Annotated in this window: 19 protein-coding genes; 8 read left to right on the plus strand and 11 right to left on the minus strand. The window is 68.1% G+C overall.

Translation table 11 applies throughout. The features are described from left to right. Positions 1 to 62: 62 nt before the first annotated feature. The 9 genes from ACN8ZM_RS19300 to ACN8ZM_RS19340 form a co-directional block, all read right to left on the minus strand. Positions 63 to 440, minus strand: coding sequence for a DUF2917 domain-containing protein (locus ACN8ZM_RS19300; RefSeq protein ID WP_420212083.1), 378 nt, complete (start codon positions 438 to 440; stop codon positions 63 to 65). Positions 441 to 691: 251 nt separating this feature from the next. Then, on the minus strand, positions 692 to 979 hold the full coding sequence (locus ACN8ZM_RS19305) for a hypothetical protein (protein WP_043180204.1): 288 nt from the start codon (positions 977 to 979) through the stop codon (positions 692 to 694). Between the two features lie 79 nt (positions 980 to 1,058). Beyond that, on the minus strand, positions 1,059 to 1,964 hold the full coding sequence (locus ACN8ZM_RS19310) for a metal-dependent hydrolase (protein ID WP_043180201.1): 906 nt from the start codon (positions 1,962 to 1,964) through the stop codon (positions 1,059 to 1,061). A 30-nt stretch (positions 1,965 to 1,994) separates the two neighbouring features. Beyond that, a complete protein-coding gene (locus tag ACN8ZM_RS19315; protein ID WP_420212084.1) occupies positions 1,995 to 3,782 on the minus strand; it encodes an SDR family oxidoreductase in 1,788 nt (595 codons plus the stop codon). Positions 3,783 to 3,827: 45 nt separating this feature from the next. Then, positions 3,828 to 4,727, minus strand: a complete 900-nt coding sequence (locus ACN8ZM_RS19320) for a M24 family metallopeptidase (RefSeq protein ID WP_089452116.1) — start codon at positions 4,725 to 4,727, stop codon at positions 3,828 to 3,830. A gap of 475 nt (positions 4,728 to 5,202) precedes the next feature. Then, positions 5,203 to 6,144 carry an Abi family protein gene (locus ACN8ZM_RS19325; protein ID WP_420212085.1) on the minus strand — a complete coding sequence of 314 codons (942 nt, stop codon included), beginning with the start codon at positions 6,142 to 6,144 and terminating at the stop codon, positions 5,203 to 5,205. A 157-nt stretch (positions 6,145 to 6,301) separates the two neighbouring features. Next, on the minus strand, positions 6,302 to 7,075 hold the full coding sequence (locus ACN8ZM_RS19330) for a slipin family protein (RefSeq protein WP_043180191.1): 774 nt from the start codon (positions 7,073 to 7,075) through the stop codon (positions 6,302 to 6,304). Further along, positions 7,072 to 8,643, minus strand: a complete 1,572-nt coding sequence (locus tag ACN8ZM_RS19335; RefSeq protein WP_420212086.1) for an NfeD family protein — start codon at positions 8,641 to 8,643, stop codon at positions 7,072 to 7,074. The genes ACN8ZM_RS19330 and ACN8ZM_RS19335 overlap by 4 nt, the downstream gene beginning before the upstream one ends. A gap of 121 nt (positions 8,644 to 8,764) precedes the next feature. Further along, positions 8,765 to 9,799 carry an AraC family transcriptional regulator gene (locus ACN8ZM_RS19340; RefSeq protein ID WP_043180186.1) on the minus strand — a complete coding sequence of 345 codons (1,035 nt, stop codon included), beginning with the start codon at positions 9,797 to 9,799 and terminating at the stop codon, positions 8,765 to 8,767. A 137-nt stretch (positions 9,800 to 9,936) separates the two neighbouring features. Between ACN8ZM_RS19340 and ACN8ZM_RS19345 the strand changes: the two genes are divergently transcribed. From ACN8ZM_RS19345 to ACN8ZM_RS19375, 7 genes are all read left to right on the plus strand, one after another. After that, entirely contained in the window at positions 9,937 to 11,070 is a 1,134-nt protein-coding gene (locus tag ACN8ZM_RS19345; protein ID WP_089452448.1) for an acyl-CoA dehydrogenase family protein, read from the plus strand. Positions 11,071 to 11,224: 154 nt separating this feature from the next. Beyond that, a complete protein-coding gene (locus ACN8ZM_RS19350) occupies positions 11,225 to 12,931 on the plus strand; it encodes an AMP-binding protein (RefSeq protein WP_420212087.1) in 1,707 nt (568 codons plus the stop codon). A 110-nt stretch (positions 12,932 to 13,041) separates the two neighbouring features. Further along, positions 13,042 to 14,556 (plus strand): CoA-acylating methylmalonate-semialdehyde dehydrogenase, encoded by a 1,515-nt coding sequence (locus tag ACN8ZM_RS19355; RefSeq protein WP_205824613.1) that lies wholly within the window; start codon positions 13,042 to 13,044, stop codon positions 14,554 to 14,556. Between the two features lie 18 nt (positions 14,557 to 14,574). After that, positions 14,575 to 15,474: a 3-hydroxyisobutyrate dehydrogenase gene (gene mmsB / locus ACN8ZM_RS19360; RefSeq protein WP_011354325.1), complete on the plus strand. Its 900-nt coding sequence runs from the start codon at positions 14,575 to 14,577 to the stop codon at positions 15,472 to 15,474. After that, positions 15,474 to 16,265 (plus strand): enoyl-CoA hydratase, encoded by a 792-nt coding sequence (locus tag ACN8ZM_RS19365; RefSeq protein ID WP_175022178.1) that lies wholly within the window; start codon positions 15,474 to 15,476, stop codon positions 16,263 to 16,265. The genes mmsB and ACN8ZM_RS19365 overlap by 1 nt, the downstream gene beginning before the upstream one ends. After that, entirely contained in the window at positions 16,262 to 17,401 is a 1,140-nt protein-coding gene (locus ACN8ZM_RS19370; RefSeq protein WP_043180177.1) for an enoyl-CoA hydratase/isomerase family protein, read from the plus strand. The genes ACN8ZM_RS19365 and ACN8ZM_RS19370 overlap by 4 nt, the downstream gene beginning before the upstream one ends. Positions 17,402 to 18,108: 707 nt before the next feature. After that, complete coding sequence (locus ACN8ZM_RS19375) at positions 18,109 to 19,152, plus strand: AbrB family transcriptional regulator (RefSeq protein WP_420212088.1); 1,044 nt, start codon at positions 18,109 to 18,111, stop codon at positions 19,150 to 19,152. 72 nt (positions 19,153 to 19,224) lie between these two features. Here the strand turns inward: ACN8ZM_RS19375 and ACN8ZM_RS19380 are convergent, their stop codons facing one another. Next, entirely contained in the window at positions 19,225 to 20,130 is a 906-nt protein-coding gene (locus ACN8ZM_RS19380) for a LysR family transcriptional regulator (RefSeq protein ID WP_420212089.1), read from the minus strand. Positions 20,131 to 20,308: 178 nt separating this feature from the next. On the opposite strand from ACN8ZM_RS19380, the gene ACN8ZM_RS19385 reads away from it, so the two are divergent. Then, a complete protein-coding gene (locus ACN8ZM_RS19385) occupies positions 20,309 to 21,847 on the plus strand; it encodes an MFS transporter (RefSeq protein WP_301768399.1) in 1,539 nt (512 codons plus the stop codon). A gap of 42 nt (positions 21,848 to 21,889) precedes the next feature. Here ACN8ZM_RS19385 and ACN8ZM_RS19390 read toward each other — a convergent pair whose 3' ends face one another. Continuing rightward, positions 21,890 to 23,263: an efflux transporter outer membrane subunit gene (locus ACN8ZM_RS19390; protein WP_420212090.1), complete on the minus strand. Its 1,374-nt coding sequence runs from the start codon at positions 23,261 to 23,263 to the stop codon at positions 21,890 to 21,892. Position 23,264 lies beyond the last annotated feature (1 nt).

The raw sequence follows: 23,264 nt of genomic DNA on the forward strand, positions 1-23,264 counted from the left end.
TACGCGTGCGGAATTTCGTGACGCCGCCGCGCACCCGTATGCAGTGCGCAGCAGCGCTGTCGTCAGGATCGACTTCGACATCGCTCGCGTAGCAAGCTGCGTATTCGTGCGAGCCCATGCGCGAGCCACGCGTCGCGTCTCATCGCGTATGCGGTCGTGATCGATGCTTCGGCCGGACGGTCGTCGTCGGTGCTCATCCAGATGCGATCGCCGCGCTGCACGCGCAGCACGTCGCCGGTGCGTATCCAGTAATCGTCGACGCTGCCCAGCCGCGTGACCCACAGCGTCGCGTCGTGCACGCGGATCTCGGCGTCGTGTTGCGCGCGCCATGTCAGCGTCTTGCGCGGCGCGACCGTGAATTGCATCACGACCCGCGGCAATGCGATCGCATCGGTGCGGCACCGATCGGGGCGGACAACCAGCCGGCTTGCTTGGTCCATCGTCATCTCCATCCGTTGAGCCGGGCGGGATGACGCGCACCAAAACAAAAAGGCCTCATCCGTTTCCGGCGAGGCCTTGTGACATGCAGTGCTGAATCTCGATGCTAACGCACAAGCGCCCCCGGTGATCGCCCCGTATGGGCGTTCACTCGGTTTTTATGCGCGATGGCGGCGGGCTTGAGCGTAGGCATGCGAACGAGTGTGTCGCGCCGGCGCAGCAATGTCAACGGAATTTTCGAGATACGTGGCGGTCACGCGTCGCGTTGCGCGAGCCCGTTCACGAGCAGCTCGGACAGCAGGCCCGTCATCCCTTCCGGGTGCGTGGCTGCACGTGCCTTCAGCTGTTCGACGAGCTCGGCGTTGAGCTTGCACGCGAACGGCACGAGGCCCTGTTCCTGGTCGAGCTTGCGCTGCGCGCGGCGGTCGAGCTTGGCTGCGTCGTCGGCACCCTTGCCGAAACGCGCGGAGCCTGACTGCTTCATCGCGTGCGTCAGCTTGAGCGCCTTGTTCTTTTCGAGATCGGTTTTCTTCATGGCCATCGCGGCACCTCCGGGAAATTGAAGCCGCGATTGTACGCATTTCGGCGGGCGCCGCCCGCCGAGTCGGCTGGAAATCCGCTCAGGCGCCCTTCGCCGTGCCCCAGTTGCCGCCGTGCGCGGCCGCCTGCGCGGCCGGCGAACGGGCGAGGTAGGCGAGCGCCTGTTCGGTCGAGCCCTCGTGGTGCGGCGTATAGCTCGGCTTGAAATAGCGCAGCGCCGCGCCGATCACCTTCCAGAACGACGGCAGGTGCCCGCGCCGCGAGCCATGCCACCACGCGAGCACGAAACCCGGGTAGCGGCCGGCGTCCGGGTCGCGCCGGTACATGAACTTCGCGCCCGTCGTGATGTAGTAGAGCAGCAGCAGGATCACGAACGCCATGTGCACGCAGCGCTCCGGATAGGTGCCGCCCATGTGCCGGTAGATGTCGAACGCGACCGTGCGGTGCTCGACTTCCTCCGCGCCGTGCCAGCGCAGCAGGTCGACCATCGTCGGGTCGGCTTTCCCTTCGTCGAGCCCGTGCGCGTTGAGCACCCAGTTGCCGAGATAGCCGAAGAAATGCTCGAGCGACGCGATCACCGCGAGCTGCTGCCGCAGCCAGAAGCGCGTGTGGCCGATCTTCAGCCCGAGCGGCTGTTCGCCGAGCACGCGCGTGAAGAGGCGATTGAGCTTCTGCGTGAACGGCTTCGTGTCGATCCCGTGCCGGTCGTAGTAGTGCTTGAGCACGCCGCCGTGCGAGCGCGAATGCACGGCTTCCTGGCGCAGGAAGCCTTCGGCTTCGTCGCGCAGGCGCGCATCGGTGATCAGCGGCAATGCCTTGTTGTACACGCGGCAGAACCACAGCTCGCCTTCCGGGAACAGCAGGTTCAGCGTGTTGATGATGTGCGTGCTGGCCGGGTCGTTCGGCACCCAGGTAATCGGCGTGTCGCTGAAGTCGAACTTCACGTGCCGGGCCTTGATCTTGTGATAGTCGGCGGTATCGGTCATCTTTGTCTCCCTGTGCGGCGTCATGCGCCGTCAATGCGATGCCATGCTGACGCGGGCGATCATCCGGCCGAGCCACGGCATGAAGCGGCCGACGAAGCGCATCGCGTGCGCCTCGCCGCCGACCGCGACGACGGGGCGGTTGCGCAGCACGCCGTCGACCATCGCCTGCGCGACAGTTTCGGGTTTCAGGCCGCGCATCTGGTACAGCTTCGTCGCGCGCTTGCGCAGCCGCGCTTCGTCCTGTGCATTGGCGCCCGCGTATTGCGTCGACGCCATGATTCCGGTTTCCGCGAAGCCGGGGCACACGGCCGTCACGCCGATGCCTTGTTCCGCGAGTTCCGCGCGCATGCATTCGCTGAGCATCAGCACGGCGGCCTTCGTCGTCGCATACGCGGGCAGGTCGCGCGACGGCCCGAACGCGGCGGCCGACGCAGTGTTGACGATGTGCCCGCCGGTGCCGCGCGCGGCCATCTGCTGCGCGAACAGCCGCGAGCCGTGGATCACGCCCCACAGGTTCACGTGCAGGATGCGCTCCCAGTGCCGCGTGCTGGTGTCGAGGATGCCGCCGGCCATGCCGATGCCTGCGTTGTTGATCACGACGTCCGCACCGCCGAGTTCGCTGCCGACCCACGTCGCGAGCGCTTCCATCTCGTCGGCGGACCCGACGTCGACGCGTTTCGCGTGCGCTTGGGCGCCGGTCAGCCCGATCAGCAGCGCGGTGCGTTCGGCGCTCGCGAGATCGATGTCGCACGCGACGATCGTCGCGCCTTCGCGGGCGAACGCGAGCGCCACGCAGCGGCCGATCCCGCTGCCCGCGCCGGTCACCACCGCGACCTTGCCGCTGAAGCGGCCGCTCGTTGCGCGGCGGCGCGCGTTCGCGAGCGCGGGCGGTTCGTTGCCCGCTTCGACCGCGTCGATCAGTTGCCCGGCGAGATCCGCGAAGCGCGCCGGATCGGCGAGCGGCAGCCAGTGGCCGGCCGCGACTTCGCGACGGTAGTACTGCGGCACCCAGCGCGACAGGTTCTCGGACAGCGCGGGGCTCACGTATTTGTCGCCGAGCGGCACGATCGTCTGCACCGGCGCATGCGCGTAGCGTTCGCGCGGCGCGAACAGGCAGCGGATGAAGTTCGCGCGGTAGAGGCGTACGCCGCGCGCGCCGTCGTCGGCCTGCGTCGGGCGCGGCGCGGCGGGTGTCTTCTCGAGCCGGCGCAGCAGGCGCGGCCATGCGCGGCCGAGCCACAGCCGCCAGCCGAGCTCGGGGATGAACGGCAGGTGGAACAGGTACACGTACCACGACCGCACGAGCTGGCCGCCGAGCTTGGCGAGCGACGCGGGCGTCGGGCGCAGCACGCGTTCGCGCAGCCAGAAGCCGACGTGGTCGAGGCACGGCCCCGAGCACGACGTGTACGACGCGATGCGGCCGGCGAGGTGCGGATCGGTGACGAATTCCCAGCCCTGGATCGAGCCCCAGTCGTGCGCGATCAGGTGCACGGCGCGGCCGGGGCAGAGCGCGTCGATCACCGCGACGAAGTCGTCGGTCAGCTTCGCGAGGTGGTAGTCGGCCGTGCGCTTCGGCACGCCGGACAGGCCCGCGCCGCGCACGTCGTACGCGATCACGAAGTGCTTGCGCGCGAGCAGCGGCGCGACGTGCTGCCAGACGCTGCTGTCGTCGGGATAGCCGTGCACGAGTACGACCGGCGAGCGGGCCGGGTCGCCCCAGGTCTTGACCGCGAGCGTCAGGTCGCCGGAGGCGACCGCCGTTTCGCTATGAACCGATTCGAACAGGGCCAGCGGCGCTTCGTCGGAAAGAGGCTGCATCGTGAGTCCGTCGTTCAGGGAGTCGGGAGGAAGGGCGCGTGCGCGTCAGGCGGCGGCCGGCACGGTCGCGACGGCCTGTGCACGCTCGGCCTGGCGGCGCTGCCAGCGACGCACGTGCGGCAGGTCGTCGTCGAGCCAGTACGCGTCGTCTTCGGTGATGACCAGCAGCTCTTCGAATTTCGCGCCGACGCCAGAGAAGCCGAGATGCGGCTCGACCGCCCACAGGCCCGGCACCGGCGCATGCTCGGAGCGGCGGTCGATCGACCACAGCGGCGACCAGCCTTGCTGTTTCGCCGCGCGGCCCTGGTCGAGCAGCAGGTTGCGCGTCGCGTTCAGCCCGAAGCGCGCGACGAAGCGCGGCTTCGACAGCTTGTGGATCTTCGCGACGCGGTGCGCGAGCACCTTGAACGGATAAGCCTTGTGGCGCGGCTCGACGCCCTGGCGGCGGCACAGCGCGTCGACCTCCTGCGCGACTTCGGCCATCGACCGGCGCTCCTTCACGAGCCGCACGATCATGTCGCGATGGTCCATCAGGTCGTCCTGCAGCTGTTCGAGGATCGGGTTGTGGCCGAGGCAGTGCGCGTAGCCGACGTCGGCGACGATGCCGTCGAGCACCGGCGCGACGTCGAGGATCACCGGCATGTCGGTTTCGAGCTGCCGGTTGCTCGGGAAGAACGCGAGATTGAAGCCGCCCATGTGCTTGAGGCCCGAGAAGCCTTCGAACGCGGTGCGGTCGCCGAACCACGCGAACGGCTTGTGCAGCCAGTCGTGCACGCCGTTGTCCTGCAGCCACTCGGTCAGCAGGCGCGCGGCTTCCTTTTCGGTGATGCCGGGGTAGAGCATCGCGCCGACGGTTTCGACGCAGCGGTAGGCAAGCTGCTGGACCGCGCGGAATTGCGGCAGCTCGTCGAGGTGGACTTCCGGCAGCGGGTGGTGGTCGGCCATGGCGCGTCTCCGTTTGGGGCGCTGATCCGGAACGCGCCCGCCGGCGTCACCGTCGCGGGTTATTCAGTCAGCATTTAATGTGTCATTGAGTGATGTAATGATCATAGACGGTTCCGGGTGCCGGGGAGTGAGGATTTGTCCTAATGGAAGGGGGAAATGGAGGAGGGGCTCTAGATAGGAGGCCGTCCGCGAGGGCGCGCGCGGGATGGTCGCCAGGTACCGGGGCGACGACGAATCCGGCAAAGGAGCGGATCCGGCACTAGAAGTGCGCGCAAGGCCGATAGAAATTCGGCAATAAAAAAAGGACGCTTGCGCGTCCTTTTGCCGTCTGAAGTGTTGCGCATCGTCGAGAGGCGTCCCCAGCGTTTTCATCCACGATGCTAGCGAAGTATCGACGGGATGTCAAAATGCATCGCCGTCGAAGACGGCGCGTGACGGGCATCTTGTCGCACGTTCCGTCGTGTCCGCCCTGAACTCACTGCCACGCCGGCGTCGAGTGCCAATCGGGCGTGAAGCCGAGATGTGTCGCCGGATCCACGTGTTCACACCCCGTCAACGTCGCTCGCAAGGTGTCGCGCCATTCGCCGCCATGACCGAGCGGGTCGAGCAGGGCCTTCATCATCGTCGCACGGGCGTAGAACGTCTCCGGCCGGGTCATTTCCAGGGCATAGCGGATGAGGCTTCGCCCGGCGGGCTTGGCGGGAGGCGATACCGTCAGCTTCGTTCCCCAGAGCCGAGCATGATGCGCACATGCATTGCGTAGGTCGGTGAGCGATTGCAGCCAGCTGGTGAGCACCGTATCAGGGATGTCCGGCCATGCATGGCGCCCGGCGACCTTGCGGTCGCGCATCGAGAGCGCACTGAAGATCCGTGACAACGCGCCCAGGCTCAGCCGCTCGCAGACCAGCCAGATTGGCGGCAGGTCGGGACTGGCATAGGTTCGATAGTAGTGAGCCAGCGCCGAGCCTTTCCGGGTTTCGCATTCCCGGGCGATCTGATCCAGGACGCGCGCGTAGTGGCGCAGATCGACGAAACGGTCCCTCTCGACATACCAGTGGCTGCCGTAGTCGATTGCGAGGGGATTGCTGAGTGCGGCGCGCAATGCAACCTCGACGCGCTCGACCGCATCCATCGTGACCGAGCGCAGACGTCGATCGAATGCGTAGAGTTCAACGATGTCGGAGAAGCGGGTTCGAGGCCAGAACCGTTTGGTAGCGGGGTTCTGAAAGCGGCGCATGTAGACCAGCAACCGGAAATGGCCGATCGACCGGAGCATGCGCAAATTCGCGGGGCGATCGTCGATGCGCAGGCCGCGTTGCCACAAGCGATGCAGTGTTTCCTCGGCGCTGAGGGCCACCTTGCCATAAGCCCTGGTTGGCGTCGCCGATACCGTCTTCCTTGTCCGAGTCTTGCCCATTGTTGATCCGTACTGCCATGCATGCGGATCTCGTTGTATACGCCAATGGATCGCGGGCGGCCACCTTCCATACCATTCGGCAGATGGCGGGCGCCGGTCGGGTTCGATTCCTGTGGTTCCTCGTCCGGCGAATCCGGTGCGGATCCGAGTGTCTGTCTCACCCCTCCCGCTTCCCCCCCAACCGCTCCAGCAACGCCCCCAGCAGATCGATCGGCAGCGGAAACACGATCGTCGAGTTCTTGTCCGCCGCGATCGTCGTCAGCGTCTGCAGGTAGCGCAGCTGCATCGCCTGCGGCTGCAGCGCGAGCCGTTGCGCGGCTTGCAGCAGCTTCTCCGACGCCTGCAGTTCGCCTTCCGCATGGATCACCTTCGCGCGCCGCTCGCGCTCGGCCTCGGCCTGCCGCGCGATCGCGCGGATCATCGTCTCGTTCAGGTCGACGTGCTTGATCTCGACCGTCGACACCTTGATCCCCCACGCATCGGTCTGCGCGTCGAGCGTCTTCTGGATGTCGGCGTTCAGCTGCTCGCGCTCGGCGAGCAGCGCGTCGAGCTCGTGCTTGCCGAGCACCGCGCGCAGCGTCGTCTGCGCGAGCTGGCTCGTCGCCTCGAAGAAGCGTGCCACCTGGATCACGGCCTTCTCCGGATCGACCACCCGGAAATACACGACCGCATTGACCTTCACCGACACGTTGTCGCGCGTGATCACGTCCTGCGCGGGCACGTCGAACACGACGGTGCGCAGGTCGATCCGCACGACCTGCTGGACGATCGGGATGATCAGCACGAGCCCCGGCCCCTTCACTTTCCAGAACCGGCCGAGCATGAACACGACACCGCGCTCGTACTCGCGGAAGATACGGATCGACGACGCGACGAGCACGACGACGAAGACGATCAGGACGCTGCTGAAGCCGAACGTGTAACCGATCATGAAGGTTCTCCTTGGTGTTGTTCTTGCGCCGGTACGTCGTAGAGCGGGGCAACGGTGAGCAGCAGCCCGTGACGGCCGGTGACGCGCACGCGGCAGCCCGCGGCGAGCGGCGCACTGCTGGCCACGCGCCAGCGCTCGCCGCGCACGCGCGCCCAGCCGGCGGCGGACGGCGCCGCGCCAGCCGCACCGTGCGGCTGGTCGGCCAGCAGGCCGTCGTCGAGCACTTCGCCGATGCTGCCGACCATCGCCTCGGCACCCGTCACGACCGGGCGGCGCCGCGCGCGCAGCGCGACGCTCGATACGCCCGCGACGAGCAGCCCGCCGCCGAGCGCGAGGCTCGCGATCACGGGCCACGGAATCCCGTAGCCGGGCACGTCGGTGTCGATCAGCATCAGCGCGCCGATCGTGAACGACACGATCCCGCCGAACCCGAGCACGCCGAAGGTCGGCAGGAACGCCTCGGCGACCAGGCAGCCGAGACCAAGCAGCACGAGGCCGAGGCCCGCATAGCTGATCGGCAGCAACTGCATCGCGAACAGCCCGATCAGCAGGCAGATCGTGCCGACGACGCCCGGCAGCACGAAGCCGGGGTTCGCGAATTCGAAGAAGAGGCCGTAGATGCCGATCGTCAGCAGGATCAGCGCGACGTTCGGGTCGGCGATGATCGCCAGGAAGCGGCTGCGCCAGTCGGGCTGGAGCACGACGAGCGGCGCATGCGCGGTCGCGAGCCGCGCCGTGCCGGCGGTGGTCGTCGCGGTGTGGCCGTCGAGCTGGCGAGCGAGGTCGGCCGGATCCTGCGCGATCAGGTCGACCACATGTTGCGCGCGCGCCTCGTTCGCCGACAGGCTCACGGCCTCGCGCACCGCGCGCTCGGCCCATTCGGCATTGCGCCCGCGCAGCTGCGCGAGGCCGCGGATATACGCGGAGGCGTCCTGCATCGCCTTGCGGATCTCGGTCGACTGCGTGTCGTTCGGCAGCGCGGCCTGCATGGCGGCCTCGGACGCACCGGACGCGCCTGACGCCCCCGGGGTGCCGCCCGGCGCCCGTGGTGCGGCGGGGTTCCCGCCCGGCGGCGTGGCGCCGCCGATCCCGAACTGCACGGGCGACGCCGCGCCGAGATTGGTGCCGGGCGCCATCGCCGCGAAGTGGCTCGCATAGACGATGTAGGTGCCCGCGCTCGCGGCCCGCGCGCCGCCCGGCGCGACGAACGCGGCGACCGGTACCGGCGAGCCGAGGATGGCCTTGATGATTTGCCGCATCGACGTGTCGAGGCCGCCGGGCGTGTCGAGCTGCAGGATCGCGAGCGGTGCGTGCTGGCGCGCCGCGCGGTCGAGCGAGCGCACGATGAAATCGGCGCTGGCCGGGCCGATCGCGCCGTTGATCGGGATCACGACGACCGGGCGGGCGGCGGCGGGTGCTTCGGCGGGCGGCGGCGCGGCGACCGCGGCGCACACGACGAGCAGCGCCGCGAACAGCGCGGCGCGCGCGACCCGCGCGGACAGCGGGTGACGAGGGTGGCCGCCGGGCGTGGCAGGCGCCGGCGATGGCCCGTGACGGAGAAAGTGCATCGCGACGTCCGGGCGGCGCGCGGCCGCGTGCCGTCCGGCTGGCGGAAAGGGCCTGGGCCCGATGCTTAAAGATTAGGCGGTTTCGGCAGAAAGCGCGAAGCGACAGCCGTGCCGGCCGGCGTCAGCCCGCGCCGCCGCCCCGTGCGAGCACTTCGTCGCGATAGTCGGCCGGGCTGCGCCCGCTCCATTTGCGGAACGCGCGGTAGAACGCGCTCGGTTCCGCGAAACCGGTCGCGGCCGCGACGTCGGCGATCGTGCGCGCCGGGTCGGCCAGCGCCTCGAACGCGAGGTCGCGCCGCAGCGTGTCCTTGATCGACTGGTACGCGTGGCCTTCCTGATGCAGCTTGCGGCGCAGCGTGGCCTCGGCCACGTGCAGCCGCGCGGCCATTCCGCCCGCGCCGGGCCACGTGGCCGGCGGCATCCCGCGCAGCACCGCGCGCACGCGCTGCGCGAGCGCGTTCGGGTTGCGGTACTTGACGATGAAGCTGGCCGGCGCATTGCGCAGGAACGTCTTCAGCGTCTTCGCGTTCTGCACGACCGGCAGCGTCGCGAATTCGGGATCGAAATCGACATACGAATCGGGTTCGTTGAACCGCATGTCGTCGCAGAACATCGACGGGTATTCGTGATCGGCGGGCGGCGTGTCGCAGCGGAAGCTCGCGTGCAGCAGCGGGATGCGCCGCCCGATCAGCCAGCAGGTGAGCCCGTACACGATGATGAAATAGGTCGCGTACGTGAACATCGCGGGCGTCGCGCCGTTGTTGCGATGCACGAAGCGCAGCCGCACGCGCTGCGGGTTCGCGTCGAGCTCCGCGTGCAGGTCGTCGAGCACGCAGTGCATGAAGTTCACCGCGCGCGCCATCGCGTGCAGCCCGTCGCGGGCGGACAGCGCCGCCTGGCTCATCGCGATGAAGCTGCCGCTGCGCATCGGGTGGCGATCCTGCCCGAAAAACTCGTCGTCCATCGTGCGCGCGATCGCGTTCCACAGCGCGCCGTATTGCTGCGCGGATACCCGTGCGCGCGGCTGCCCGAGCAGCGCGGGCGCAATGCCGGCCTGCTCGAGCAGCGGCTCGGCCGCGACGCCGCGCCGGGTCGCGAGCGCGACGCTGTAAGCGACGAGGCTGATCGCGACGGTTCCCTTGTCTTCCTGCTTCATCCGTGCCGCCGGTGTGGCAAAAACGCTCAGTGTAAATGAGCGACGCGAGCATCGAACAGTCGCGCCTGCTTGCCTACACTTGTTGCATCGAAACGCAAGGACGGTCGCGCCCGGCGGCCGCGGGAGACAGCAGCACCATGGACGAGCTTTACACCGAAGACCAGCGGATGATCCGCGATGCCGCACGCGCGTTTTCCACCGAGATGCTGGCACCGAACGCGGCGCAATGGGACCACGATGCGCACCTGCCCGACGCGATCGTCGCGCAGCTCGGCGAACTGGGCCTGCTCGGGATGATCGTGCCGCAGGAGCTGGGCGGCTCGTATACGGACTACGTGGCCTACGCACTGGCGATGGAAGAGGTCGCCGCCGGCGACGCCGCGTGCGCGACGATGATGAGCGTGCACAACTCGGTCGGCTGCGGGCCGATCCTCGGCTTCGGCACGCCGGCGCAGAAGGATCGCTGGCTGGCCGACATGGCGGCCGGCCGCGTGATCGGCGCGTTCTGCCTGACCGAGCCGCACGCCGGCTCCGAGGCGAACAACCTGCGCACGCGTGCGGAACTGCGCGACGGCAAATGGGTGCTGAACGGCGCGAAGCAGTTCGTGACCAACGGCCAGCGCGCGGGTGTCGCGATCGTTTTTGCCATGACCGACCCGGACGCCGGCAAGCGCGGCATTTCCGCGTTCCTGGTGCCGACCGATACGCCGGGCTTCATCGTCGGCAAACCCGAGAAGAAGATGGGCATCCGTGCGTCGGATACCTGCCCGATCACGTTCGAGAATTGCGCGATTCCGGAAGAGAACCTGCTCGGCAATCGCGGCGAAGGGCTGAAGATTGCGCTGTCGAACCTCGAAGGCGGCCGCATCGGCATCGCCGCGCAGGCGCTCGGCATCGCGCGTGCCGCGTTCGACAAGGCGCGCCGCTATGCGGGCGAGCGCGTGCAGTTCGGCAAGCCGATCGCCGAACACCAGGCAATCCAGCAGAAGCTCGCCGACATGGCCGTGCAGATCAACGCCGCGCGCCTGCTCGTGCATCACGCGGCGAAGCTGCGCACGGCCGGGCTGCCGTGCCTGTCGGAAGCGTCGCAGGCCAAGCTGTTCGCGTCGGAGATGGCCGAGCGCGTGTGTTCGGACGCGATCCAGATTCATGGCGGCTACGGTTACCTGGTCGATTACGAAGTCGAGCGTCACTATCGCGACGCGCGCATCACGCAGATTTACGAAGGCACCAGCGAAGTGCAGCGGATGGTGATCGCGCGGCAGCTTTGAGCCGCGACGGTTGCCCCGGCGACAACATTGCGCAGGGCACGAGGGCAGCGCGGCGAACGCGGCACGCAACGACGTGACCGTGCGCCGCAACAGAGGCAACCGGGCATGGGCAGCAGCGCGTGCCCGGTTCGACGCATGGAGACTGGAGGACACGATGACGGTACAGGCATTCCTGGACGCACGCGACTTTCTGCTGCGCCATCGCACCGACTACGAAACCGCTTACCGCGAGTTCGAGTGGCCGGTGCTCGATGCGTTCAACTGGGCGCTCGACTACTTCGACCCGATGGCACGCGGCAACGACCAGCCCGCGCTGTGGATCGTCGACGCGGCGACCGGCACGGGCGATCCGTATTCGTTCGCGCGGATGTCCGAGCGTTCGTCGCGGATCGCGAACTGGCTGCGTTCGATCGGCGTCGTGCGCGGCGACCGGATCCTGCTGATGCTGCCGAACCGTGTCGAGCTGTGGGACGCGATGCTCGCCGCGATGAAGCTCGGTGCGATCGTGCTGCCTGCCACCACGCAACTGTCACCCGACGACGTGCGCGACCGCGTGCAGATCGGCGGCGCGAAATACGCGATCGTCGACGAGAACGAAACCGCCAAATTCGAACAGCCCGACCTCGGCCTCGCGCAGAAGATCGTCGCCGGTGCGCCGCGCGCGGGCTGGCTCGCGATGAACGACGGCTACGCGGCGAGCGCCGCGTTCGAACCGGACGCCGTCACGCACGCGAACGATCCGATGCTGCTGTACTTCACGTCGGGCACGACGTCGAAGCCGAAGCTCGTCGAGCATACGCACCGCACCTATCCGGTCGGCCATCTGTCGACGATGTACTGGGTCGGCCTGCAGCCGGGCGACATCCACTGGAACATCAGCTCGCCGGGCTGGGCGAAGCACGCATGGAGCTGCTTCTTCGCGCCGTGGAATGCGCAGGCGTGCGTGTTCGCATTCAACTACGCGCGCTTCGAGCCGAAGGTGGTGCTCGATGCGCTCGTCAAATACCAGGTGACGACGCTGTGCGCGCCGCCGACCGTGTGGCGCATGCTCGTACAGCAGCCGCTCGCGTCGTTCGACGTGAAGCTGCGCGAGATCGTCGGCGCGGGCGAGCCGCTGAATCCCGAGATCATCGAGCGCGTGAAGAAGGCGTGGGGCATCGCGATCCGCGACGGCTACGGCCAGACCGAGACGACCTGCCTGATCGGCAACTCGCCGGGCCAGCCGGTCGTTGCGGGCTCGATGGGCCGGCCGCTGCCCGGCTACCGGATCGAGTTGCTCGACCCGGATGGTGTGCCCGTGACCGAAGGCGAAGTCGCACTGCCGATCGGCGCCGACGTCACGCGCCCGGTGGGGCTGATGAAAGGTTATGCGAACAATCCCGACGCGACGGCCTACGCGATGCGCGACGGTCACTACCGCACGTCGGACATCGCGATGCGCGGCGAAGACGGCTATTACGTGTACATCGGCCGCGCGGACGACGTGTTCAAGTCGTCCGACTACCGGTTGAGCCCGTTCGAACTCGAGAGCGTGCTGATCGAGCATCCGGCGATCGCCGAGGCGGCCGTCGTGCCGAGCCCCGACCCCGTGCGGCTGTCGGTGCCGAAGACTTTCATCATGCTGCGGCAGGGCTACGAGGAAAGCCCGGCGCTGGCACTGGAGATCTTCCGTTTCTCGCGCGAGAAGCTCGCGCCGTACAAGCGGATCCGCCGCCTGCAGTTCGCGGAGCTGCCGAAGACGATCTCGGGGAAGATCCGTCGCGTCGAGCTGCGCCGCCGCGAGATCGAGCGTGGCGACGATGCGTCTGCGCGGATGCCCGGCGAATACTGGGAAGAAGATTTTGCCGCGGAACTGAAGTGACGTGACCGCGGGCCGCGCGCGCCGCATGTCGCGGCCGCCGCCCGCAGCCGAATTGAACCGGCCGCGCGGCGATATCGCGCTTCGCGGCCCTCTGCAAGGAGATTGGATCGATGAACGCGAATTCGAAAGACGTGCCGACGGTCAAGCTGCTGATCGACGGCGCCTTCGTCGAGTCCGCCACGAACGAGTGGCGTGACATCGTCAACCCGGCGACGCAGCAGGTGCTCGCGCGCGTGCCGTTCGCGACCGTCGCGGAAGTCGACGCGGCCGTGCAGGCCGCGCACACCGCGTACGCGACGTGGAAGAACACGCCGATCGCCGCGCGCATGCGCATCATGCTGAAGTTCCAGGATCTCGTGCGCACGAACCAGCAGCGCATCGCCAAGACGCTGACGGCCGAGCAGGGCAAGACGATTCCCGATGCCGAAGGCGACATCTTCCGCGGTCTCGAAGTGGTCGAGCACGCGTGCTCGATCGGTTCGCTGCAGCTCGGCGAATTCGCCGAGAACGTCGCGGGTGGTGTGGATACCTACACGCTGCGCCAGCCGCTCGGCGTGTGCGCGGGCATCACGCCGTTCAACTTCCCCGCGATGATTCCGCTGTGGATGTTCCCGATGGCGATCGTGTGCGGCAACACGTTCGTGCTGAAGCCGTCGGAACAGGATCCGCTGTCCACGATGGAGCTCGTCGAGCTCGCGGTCGAGGCCGGCGTACCGAAAGGGGTACTGAACGTCGTGCACGGCGGCAAGGAAGTCGTCGACGCGATCTGCACGCATCCGCTCGTGAAGGCGATCTCGTTCGTCGGCTCGACGGCGGTCGGCACGCACGTGTACAACCTCGGCAGCGCGAACGGCAAGCGCGTGCAGTCGATGATGGGCGCGAAGAACCACGCGGTCGTGCTGCCCGACGCGAACCGCGAGCAGGCGATCAACGCGCTCGTCGGCGCGGGCTTCGGCGCGGCCGGCCAGCGCTGCATGGCGACGTCGGTCGCGGTGCTCGTCGGCAACGCGCGCGACTGGCTGCCGGACATCGTGGCGAAGGCGAAGGCGCTGAAGGTCAATGCGGGCGCGGAAGCCGGCACGGACGTCGGGCCGGTCGTGTCGAAGGCCGCGAAGGAACGCATCCTGTCGCTGATCGACGCAGGCGTGAAGGAAGGCGCGAAGCTCGAACTCGACGGCCGCGACGTGACGGTGACCGGCTACGAACAGGGCAACTTCGTCGGCCCGACGATCTTCTCGGGCGTGAAGACGAACATGTCGGTCTACACGCATGAAATCTTCGGGCCCGTGCTGGTCGTGATGGAAGCCGACACGCTCGATGAAGCGATCGCGCTCGTCAACGCGAACCCGTTCGGCAACGGTGTGGGCCTGTTCACGCAGAGCGGGGCGGCCGCCCGCAAGTTCCAGAGCGAAATCGACATCGGCCAGGTCGGCATCAACATCCCGATCCCGGTGCCCGTGCCGTTCTTCAGCTTCACGGGTTCGCGCGGCTCGAAGCTCGGCGATCTCGGCCCGTACGGCAAACAGGTCGTGCAGTTCTACACGCAGACCAAGACGGTCACCGCGCGCTGGTTCGACGACGACACGACGGCCGGCCCGGTGAATACGACGATCCGGCTGCATTGAGCGGCGGAGGACACGAACATGAAAATCGGTTTTATCGGCCTCGGCCATATGGGTGCGCCGATGGCGCTGAACCTGCTGAAAGCAGGCCATGAAGTACATGCGTTCGACCTGAGCGCCGATGCGTTGCGCGCCCTGCAGGACGCCGGTGCGCAGGTGGCTGCATCGCCGCGCGATGCGGCATCGGGTGCGACGTTCGTCATCACGATGCTGCCGGCCGCACCGCATGTGCGCTCGGTGCTGTCCGGCGAGAACGGCGTGCTCGCCGGCCTCGGCGCGGGCGCGACCGTGATCGATTCGAGCACGATCGACCCGGCGAGCGCGCAGGCGTTCGGCGCGCTCGTGCGCGAGCACGGCGGCGCGTTCGTCGATGCGCCCGTGTCGGGCGGCACCGGCGGCGCGGCGGCCGGCACGCTGACCTTCATGGTCGGCGGCAGCGATGCGGATTTCGAGCGCGTGAAGCCCGTGCTCGCCGGCATGGGCAAGAACATCGTGCACTGCGGCGCGACGGGCATGGGGCAGGTCGCGAAGGTCTGCAACAACCTCGTGCTCGGCATCTCGATGGCGGCCGTGTCGGAGGCGATGTCGCTGGGCGTCGCGCTCGGCATCGACCCGAAGGTGCTCGCCGGCATCGTCAACACGTCGACGGGCCGCTGCTGGAGCTCGGATACGTACAACCCGTATCCGGGCGTGATCGATACCGCACCGTCGTCGCGCGGCTACTCGGGCGGCTTCGGTACCGACCTGATGCTGAAGGATCTCGGTCTCGCGAACGACGCCGCGAAGCAGGCCCGCCAGCCTGTCTATCTGGGCGCACTCGCGCAGCAGCTGTACCAGACGATGAGCAGCCGTGGCGACGGTCAGCTCGATTTCTCGGCGGTGATCCGCCTGTATCAACCGGCAACGAAGAAGGACGCGTGATGATCGAACTGGACTACGTCGACGACGGCGCGATCGCGTGCGCGACGCTCAAGCGTCCGCCCGCGAACGCCTTTACCGCCGACGGGCTGCAGCAACTGCAGGCAACCGTCGCCGAACTGAATGCGAATCCGCGCGTGCGCGCGCTGGTGATTACGGGCGACGGCCCGAAGTTCTTCAGCGCGGGCGCCGACCTGAACACGTTCGCCGAAGGCGACCGCGCGGTTGCACGCGCGATGGCATCGCGCTTCGGCGCGGCGTTCGAGGCGCTGCACGACGCGCGCGTCGTGACGATTGCGGCGATCAACGGCTACGCGATGGGTGGCGGTCTCGAATGCGCGCTCGCGTGCGACCTGCGGATTGCCGAGACGCATGCGCAGATGGCGCTGCCCGAGCCGTCGGTCGGTCTGCTGCCGTGCGGGCTCGGCACGCAGACGCTGCCCTGGCTCGTCGGCGAAGGCTGGGCGAAGAAGATCATCCTGACCGGTGCACGTGTCGATGCGGCCACCGCGCTGCGGATCGGCCTCGTCGAGGACGTCGTGGAGTCGGGTGCGGCGCGCGATGCGGCGCTGGCGCTCGCACGCAACGTCGCGCGGCAGAGCCCGCACGCGGTCGCGTACAGCAAGGAGCTGATCGGCCTCGCGCGCCGCGGCGTGCCGCGTAGTGCGGCGCTCGCGGTCGAACGCGAACGCTTCGTCGACCTGTTCGAGACGAACGATCCGCGCGAAGGCGTGGCCGCGTTCCTCGGCAAGCGCGCGCCGCAGTGGCACACCGATGGAGAGTCGCAACGATGAGCACGCCGGTCATGAATCACGACGCGTTCGCGGAGCAGGCCCCCGAGGTGCTGTTCCGCGTGGTGAACCGCGTGGCGCTGATCACGCTGAACCGGCCGGCGGCGCTCAACGCGCTGTCGTACGCCATGATCGGCGAGCTGGCCGCGCTGCTCGAGCGCTGCCGTGACGACGACCAGATCGTCGCGGTCGTGCTGCGGGGCGCCGGCGAGAAGGGCTTCTGCGCGGGCGGTGACGTGCGCGCGCTGTACAAGATGGTCGCGCAGCGCGAAACCTGGCTGCCGTTCTTCGTCGACGAATACCGGCTCGACTACGCGATCCACACGTTCCCGAAGCCGGTGGTCGCGCTGATGGACGGCGTGACGATGGGCGGTGGCATGGGCCTCGCACAGGGCGCGGCGCTGCGCGTCGCGACCGAGCGCAGCAAGATCGCGATGCCGGAGACGCGCATCGGCCTTGTGCCGGACGTCGGCGCGACGCATTTCCTGTCGCGCATGCCGGTCGAACTCGAACTGTACGTCGGGCTGACCGGCGCGATGCTGTCGGGCGCCGACGCGCTGACCGCGAAGCTCGCGGATCTGTGCGTGCCGTCCGCGTGGCTCGACACGTTCGAGACGCGCATCGAAAGCGTCAAGTGGGAAGGTGATGCGTTGCCGCTGCTGCGCAAGGTATTCGAGCCGCCGTGCAACGTCGTGCCGCATGCGGCGCTCGACAGCCAGATGCCGTGGATCGTGCGTCACTTCGACAAGCGCTCGACCGTCGAGCGGATCGTCGCGACGCTGATGCAGGATCTCGCCCGCGAGGAACTGTCGCGCGAGCACCGTCAATGGCTGCAGGCGACGCTCGATGCGCTCACCGGCCACTCGCCGACGATGCTGTACGTGACGCGCGAGGCGCTGCTGCGCGGCCGCCAGATGACGCTGGCCGAATCGTTCCGGATGGAGCTCGGCATCGTTGCGCGCGCGATCGAGGAAGGCGACTTCTGCGAAGGCGTGCGCGCGCATCTCGTCGACAAGGATCGCAAACCGCGCTGGGCGCCCGCGTCGCTCGTCGAACTACGCGCCGAACGCGTGCGGCATTTCCTCACGTCGCCGTGGAAGCTGTTCGCGCATCCGCTGGCGGCGTTGGGCGCGGATTGAACGGCCGACACGCGGCCGGCAACCTGCAAGGCGGCGCATGCTTCGGCATGCGCCGTTTTTCTTTTTCGAGGTCGGCACGTATCCAGCGCCGCATATGCGATGACGCGCATTACCATCAGCCGCTTGAAATCACAACCGCCGGGAATAGACGAAAATCTCAATAATCATTTACCCATTCGAGCGCGGTGGGCGAGGGGTTCGACTTGTCGCGGAATCTGAAAAGCCATTAATATCATCAAACAAAATTTGATTGTCAGTTTGATGATTTAAAGTCGCCTTATCGAAGGCGTGCATGAAAATGCCGCTATTCGATCAAGATCCGAGGCAAGCATGAGACGAAGGGGCTATTCCGTCCGTGGTGCACGGGCTGAGGCGCTGAGCCATGCCGGATGCGCAGGCTGCGCGAGATGAATCACGAGTTCGGCTATCGGTCGGGGCATCTATAGGCGTCCGGGTTCGTGGCTGTTGCTCGATTGGCGGCATTCGTGCATCAACGGTTTTTCCTGATGGATTCGTCGCGTACTCGGCGTTTCGACGTGAGTTGACACGCCTGTCATCGCGCCTTGACTGGATTCGTGAATAACGGGTGATCGAGTCCGGAATAATCGCGTGATCTGTTTTCGAGCCTGAAATTTCATTTCAACTACTTCAAATTACATTTCCATGTGGATTTGCCGAAGCCTGACCGGCGGCCGGGGCGCTGCCCGATGAAGACGCTCGCGTATCTCGCCTGCCTGACCGCGGTCGGGCTGGTACTGCGGTATGCGGGCGTCCCGCATGGCCTGCTGCTCGGCGCGATTCTCGCCGCGTCGATCGCGACCAGCCGGTTCGGTTTCGCGCCCAGGCTGCGCTTTGGCCTCGAGTTCGTGCAGATCGTGCTCGGCACGGCGACCGGTTTGATGTTCCGGTCGTGGGACACGCAGATGGTCGTCTCGATCGTGCCGAGCCTGGGCGTGCTGCTCGTGTGCCTGACCGTGCAGATTGCGGTCGGCAGTCTTTGGCTGTCCCGCGTCTCGCGCTGGAACCTGGCCGATTCACTGCTGGCCGTCTATCCCGGCGCACTGGCCGCGGTATTTGACCTGCTGGAATCCGAGCGCGCGTCGGCCAAGGTGATCGTCGTGCATCTCGTGCGGCTCCTGTCGATCACGGTCTTGGTCAGTTGTTTCATTCCGGCGCAGGTGGGCGCGCCGCAGCCAGTGGCTGTCGCTGCGCTGCCGGTCGGGACGTTGCTGGCGCTGACCGGGTTGGTGGCGCTGTGCGTGTTGGTCGGGCGGGCGTTGCTCGGGCTCGGTATTCCGGCACCGTTCATGATCACGGCCATCGTGCTGGCCGGCGTGTTCGTGCGAGCGGGATGGCTGCATGACTTCGAGGTGCCGGCGTGGTGTGTCGATGCGGCGTCGGTCATCCTGGGCGCGCTGATCGGCGCGCAGTTCAGGCAGATCACGCTGGCGGAAGGGCTGCGATACGGCCGCACCGGGCTCGCATGCATCGCGCTGATGCTGATGGGGGCCGGTGCGTTCGCGTGGGGGATGGCGCGGCTATCCGGCTACGGGGTGCTGCCGCTGTGGCTCTCGTATGCGCCCGGCGCCATCGAGACGATCACGATCGTCGCCTACGGCGGCGGGTTGAACGTCGTGTTCGTGCTGTCTCATCATCTGACACGGCTGGTCGTGCTGCACTTCGCGCCGGCGGCGCTCGCCCGCGCGCGCCGCCGGCGCATGCTGGCGATCGACGGCGGCAACGCGAAATAGCGCGGGCAGGGCGGAGTGTCGCGCGTGCCCGTGCGGGCGCGGCGCGATCCCTGGCGCCGTGCGCCGTCCCGCCTACCGCTCGATCATCGGCGGAATCGCCTGCGCGAACGCGTCGATCACACAACGCGTCTTGCGCGGCAGGTAGCGCGTCTTCGGCCAGAGCGCGTGGATGTCGCCTTCGCAGACGAAGCAGCGGTCGAGCACGACCGTCATCTCGCCGCGTTTCACGTAGTGATCGAGCAGCCAGCTCGGCAGCCACGCGATCCCGAACCCCGATGCGCCGGCTGCCGCGATCGCCTGCACGTCGTCGAAACTGAGCTGGTGCGGCATGTCGATCCGTACCGTCGAACCGTCCGGCGCGCGCAGGTCCCACGGTTGAACCACACCCGAGCGGGAATACGCGATCGTCCGGTGGTGCTTCAGATCGTCGAGCGTCTTCGGCATCCCGTAGCGGGCGAGATACGACGGCGCCGCGCCGAGGCTGCCGTATTGCGTGCCGAGCCGCCGCACCGCGAGGCTCGTGCTGTCCGCGAGCGTGCCGATCCGCACTGCGAGGTCGATGCCTTCCTCGACGAGATCGACGAAGCGGTCGGTGATCGACACGTCGATCCGCAGATGCGGATAGGTGCGCGCGAGGTCGAGCACGACGGGCGTCACGCAGTGGTGCCCGAACGCGAGCGGCACGCTCAGGCGCAGCTTGCCGCGCGGCTCGTTGCGGCCGCAGTCGAGGTCGGCTTCCGCCGCCTCCAGTTCCGCGAGCGCGCGCACGCAGCGGTCGTAGTACGCCTGGCCGTCGTCGGTCAGGCTCTGGCTGCGCGTCGTGCGCTGCAGCAGCCGCGCGCCGAGCCGCTTCTCGAGCCGCGCGACCGCCTTGCCGACGGCCGAACGCGTCATGTCGAGCCGCTCCGCGGCGAGCGCGAAGCTGCCCGATTCCACTACCTGGACGAAGGTCGTCACGCCGTCGAGTCTGTCGATCATGGAAGGGTGCGTTGATTGAGTCCTGCAGTTCCCCAGTCTGGAGAAGCAGCTGCGTCAATGGGGATGGAAATTCTCACTATAGTACCGATTCCCGTCCAGCGTGCGTCGCCGGCCGCACGCGGCGAATCCTTCTCACCTGGAGGCGCGCGGCCCGTTGCCGGGCCACGGCGCAATACGCATGACGCTATCCGACTCCCGCAGGAATGCGGTCGCGCTCGCGGCCGTCTGTCTCACGTCGCTGATGTTCGGCCTCGAAATCTCGAGCGTGCCGGTGATCCTGCCGACGCTCGAACACGTGCTGCACGGCGATTTCAACGGCATGCAGTGGATCATGAACGCGTACACGATCGCGTGCACGACCGTGCTGATGGCGGCCGGCACGCTCGCCGACCGGTTCGGCCGCAAGCGCGTGTACGTGATCGGCACCGTGCTGTTCGGTGCGACGTCGCTGCTGTGCGGGCTCGCGCCGAACGTGCCGGTGCTCGTCGCGGGCCGGCTGCTGCAGGGCGCGAGCGGCGGCGCGATGCTGATCTGCCAGATTGCCGTGCTGTCGCACCAGTTCCGCGAGGGCCGCGAGCGCAGCCGCGCGTTCGGGATCTGGGGGATCGTGTTCGGCATCGGGCTCGGTTTCGGGCCGATCGTCGGCGGCGCGATCGTCGCGCTGGCAAGCTGGCCGTGGGTGTTTCTGGTCCATGCGCCACTCGCGGCCATCGCGCTCGTGATGATCGGCGGCGCGGTGCAGGAGTCGAGCGATCCGCACGCGGGCTCGCTCGACGTGGCGGGCATCGTCACGCTGTCGCTCGCGGTGCTCGGCCTCGCGTTCTACATCACGCAAAGCGCGGAGCTCGGGCTCACCAGCGCCGCCGGCCTCGGCGTGCTCGGCGCGACCGTGGTGGCGCTGGCCGGCTTCTTCATCGCGGAACGCGCCAGCGCGCGGCCGATGTTCGATTTCTCGGTGTTCCGGATCCGCCCGTTCACCGGCGCGATCTTTGGCTCGATGGGGATGAACTTCAGCTTCTGGCCGTTCATGATCTACCTGCCGATCTGGTTCCAGGTCGCGCTCGGCTACGACAGCGTGACGGCCGGCCTCGCGTTGCTCGCGTACACGTTGCCGACGCTGGTCGCGCCGCCGTTCGGCGAACGTCTCGCGTTGCGCTACGGGCCGGGCGTCGTGATCCCGGGCGGCCTGTTCACGATCGCGGCGGGTTTCGCGTTGATGCGGATCGGCAGCGCGGCCGACCATGCGAGCTGGATCACGATGCTGCCTGGCTGCGTGATCGCCGGCATCGGGCTCGGGCTCACGAACACGCCGGTGACCAACACGACGACGGGCGCGGTGCCGAGCTCGCGGGCGGGGATGGCGTCGGGCATCGACATGAGCGCGCGGATGATCTCGCTCGCGCTGAACATCGCGGCGATGGGCTTCGTGCTGGTCGCGGGGATCGTCGCGAGCCTGAAGGCCGGTGTCGCGGGCACGATCGGCGACGCGGCGCTGCGCCGGCTCGCGCAGGAAATTGCATCCGGCCGGACCGACGGGCTGCACGAGATCGCACCGGCGCTCGCGCAGGCCGACCCGACCGGCGCGGCATTGCATGCGGCGCTCGTGCACGGGTTCGGCTGGGTGATGGTGTACGGCGCGGCAGGGGTGGCCGTACTCGCGACGGCAAGCGCGGTGGCGTTCGCGCCGGCGCGGCGCGGGGCACCCGTGTGCGAATGACAGCGCGCGTGGCCGGCGCGGCCAGCCCGGCGCGCGCGCCGGTCAGGACATCCCGCCGCCGAGCGCGCGGTACAGCGTCATCTGGTTGTTGAGCCGGTCCAGCCGCGTCTGTTCGTCGGCACTTTGCGCGTCGCGCAGCCGCTGCTGCTGGTCGAGCCACGGCTGCACGGCGGTCGCACCGGCCGCGAAGCGCGCGGCGGCCAGCCGCTCGGCGCGCTGCGCCTGGGCCAGCGACAGCGCGCGCTGTTCGGCTTCGCGTTCGAGCTGCACGCGTGCCGACAGCGCGTTCTCGACTTCCGCGAGCGCCGTGTGGAGCTTCTGGCGGAACCCGACGACCGCTTCCTCGTACTGCGTCTTCGACACCTTGATCTGCAACTGCATCGTGTTCCACTGGATGAACGGCAGCGCAAGGCCGAGCCCGAGCGTGCCGACCGGATTCATCAGCACGCGCTCGAGGCTCGTGCTCGACGTGCCGGCCTGGCCGGTCAGCGTGAAGGTCGGGTAGAAGCTCGTGCGCGTCGCGTCGACGTTCGCGAGCGATTCGCGCAGCCGGAACTCCGCCGCGCGCAAGTCGGGGCGCCGGCCGAGCAGGCTGGCCGGCAGGCCGGCCGCGACCTCCGGCGGTGCCGCGACGGGCAGTGCCGAAGGTTCGGCCGCGCGTTGCTGCGGCGGCCGGTCGAACAGGATCGCGAGTGCGTGACGGTTCTCGGTGCGCTGCTGGATCAGGCGGGTCTGCGCGGCGCGTTGCGCGGCGAGGCTCTGTTCGGCTTGCGCCAGGTCGAGCCCCGACACGGCGCCGGCCGTGTGCCGTGACCGGACGACCGCGAGCGTGCGTACCGCATAGGCGATGTTTGCGTCGCCGAGCGCGATCTGACGGTTCAGATAGCCGATCTGCCAGTACAGCGATGCGGTCGTGCCGATCAGCGACAGCCGTGCGGCTTCGAGATCGGCGGCGGTCGCGTCGGCTTCCCAGCGCGCGGCGTCGCGCAGCGCGGCCAGTCGGCCCCACAGGTCGATTTCATAGCTGAGCGAAACGTTCGCGCCGCTCGATCGGCTCATCTGGTGCGTATCGAGCGTGCGCGACACGGCGCCGTTCGCGCCGAGCGACACGGTGGGCGTCAGGTTCGTATTCGCGAGGCCGGCCTGCAGTTGTGCGCGGTACACGCGGATCGCTGCGATCGCGAGATCGTTGTTGGCGCGCAGCGCATCGTCGATCAGCGCGTCGAGTTGCGGATCGCCGAAGCTGCGCCACCAGTCGCGCGTCGTGGCCGGCGCGTCGGCGGAAACCGGCGCCGCCCAGTTCGCCGGCATCGCGACGGCGGGCAGCGGCTCATGGCGCGCGCCCGCACAGCCGGCGAGCAGCGCGGCCGCGCACGCGAAGGCGCCCAGGCGGTGAAGCGGTGAGGAATGCGTCATG

Origin of the sequence: Burkholderia aenigmatica (genome assembly GCF_048627025.1) — a bacterium.
GTDB classification, from domain to species: domain Bacteria; phylum Pseudomonadota; class Gammaproteobacteria; order Burkholderiales; family Burkholderiaceae; genus Burkholderia; species Burkholderia aenigmatica.